Annotated in this window: 3 protein-coding genes; all 3 read right to left on the bottom strand. The window is 21.6% G+C overall.

The window, feature by feature from the left end; translation table 11 throughout:
- On the bottom strand, positions 1–662 hold a 662-nt coding region (locus A500_RS18190; RefSeq protein ID WP_016209042.1), incomplete at its 3' end, for a DMT family transporter.
- 224 nt (positions 663–886) lie between these two features.
- A complete protein-coding gene (locus A500_RS18185) occupies positions 887–1,078 on the bottom strand; it encodes a YuzB family protein (protein ID WP_016209041.1) in 192 nt (63 codons plus the stop codon).
- A 503-nt stretch (positions 1,079–1,581) separates the two neighbouring features.
- Positions 1,582–2,070, bottom strand: a 489-nt coding sequence (locus A500_RS19770) for a PH domain-containing protein (RefSeq protein ID WP_016209040.1), incomplete at its 5' end; no start/stop codon positions are given.

Here is a 2,070-nt window from a genome sequence, read left to right as displayed (position 1 = left end):
CCTATACTAGCAAATACTCCTGCCATTAATAAGTAAAATAATTGTTCACTATTCATAGGTACATATACTGACATCATAAATGGAAAGATTACTATTAAAGAAAATAATGAAAAGTAAAATACTATTGTATAATGATTTTCTTTTCCTCCAAGGAACCTAAGGCAAGTATATGCCCCGGCTGCAAAAACTGCACCCAATACTCCCATAATAGCAGGAATCATGTCTAAATTAAAACTAGGTTTTATTATAAATAATGTTCCAATAAATGCTACAATAATTGCTAAGAATTGTTTAAAATTAATTTTTTCACTTAAAAATAAAGCAGAAAAAATAATTACAAAAAATGGACTTAATTTATTTAACATATTTGCGTCTGATAACACCAATTTATCTATTGAATAGAAATTTAATACTATTCCAATTGTTCCTAAAGCTGATCTTAATATTAACATCTTCTGATTTTCTCTTTTACCAAAAAAGCTTTCTTTATTTTTTACAATAAAAAATAAGGCTATTATGCAAGATACTAAATTTCTAAAAAAAGTCTTTTGAAATGATGGTAAATCACCTGCTAATTTTACAAATGCAGACATTACTGCAAAACCAAAGGCTGAAAAAACTAAAAATAAAATTCCTTTAGTTCTATTACTTAAATTATTCATATAATCACTCCTTTTTGATATAATATCATATTATTTTATATAAGTTATAATGAGCACATATATTATTGAACTATTAATTTATAGTTTAATGAAAAATAACAATATAAAATAAAATAAAATTAATTAAAAAAACTCCCGTAGGAGTTTTAAAATTAAAATAAACTAATAGTTAAATTTAATTTTTAATTATTTGTCTTTAATTTGAACATCATCTTAAGATATTATTAATTTTCTATTTCCTTCATAAACTCTTCTTCTGTTTCAGTTTCGATATATTTTCCATTAGCATATCCTATAATAAGACCATCTCTGCCACCACATTCTCCAATGCATCCTACTTCTATATTATCTTCTCCAAACTTTTTTTCTAATTTTTCTATATCTATTCCTGAGCATACTGGACAAACTGATATCATTTTCAAATCTCCTTTTATATTAAATTATTATTATTAATTTAATTATATTAATAATAATTATTATTTACAAATGCTAATTATTTAAATAGATTTTATTTAGCTAATAAAATCTTTAACTTTCTTAAAAATAATCGAATTTTTACAGTTTTTAATTTTATAAAATTAAATTTTCATCAATAGTATTTAGCAAAATACTATTCATATTTCTTATTATTACTACATCTCCTAACTTATTACTATATATATATAATTTATAATCACATACAGATTTTTTCTTTTGAAAAGGATTTTCTCTTATTTCTACAGATTGTAAATATTCTTGTTTAATTAGTGTTGTAACTTTTTCAATACTTCCGCTACTAGCTACTACTAAATCCTTATAATAGACAATGATGTATTCTTATAATTTAAAAATCCTAAAAATATGTTTAAGATAATTAATATAATAAAAAATATTAATTTAAGTGTAAAATAAACTTTTGGAATTATAAAAAATAAAGGAATTATAAAAAAACAATTAATATAACTGTTCTTTTTATTATGAATCTGCTTAATACGTGTTTAGATGGCTTATTGATTTCTCCATCAAATTTAAATGTTGGTAATACTGATTTTAATATTAAATTTATAAAGTTCTTGTTTCCTACTGGATATAGTATAGCCTGCTCATTCTTTTCATCTCCATATCCTACCGTCACAACTTCTATCTGAAATATTTTAAATAATTGTTGTAATAAATTCTGCTTATATCTTATTGCATATATTTTATTTCTTGGAATTGAATACTCTTTTACTGTTAATAATCCATATCTAATTTTAATATCATTCTTACCAGCAATTAAAGTAAAATTATAAAGCCTAATTATTTCAAATATGATAAATATAATACTTATAAGTATATATATTCCTATAATCGCTAATATTATTAAACAAATAGATTTAAATAATCCAATAGATAATAAACTTTTTACTTCAACATTTTCTACAATATC

It is taken from the genome of Clostridium sartagoforme AAU1 (assembly GCF_000401215.1).
Lineage (GTDB): Bacteria > Bacillota > Clostridia > Clostridiales > Clostridiaceae > Clostridium > Clostridium sartagoforme.
Note: the sequence above shows the minus strand (reverse complement) of the source record. Positions and strands in the feature narration are given on the sequence as shown.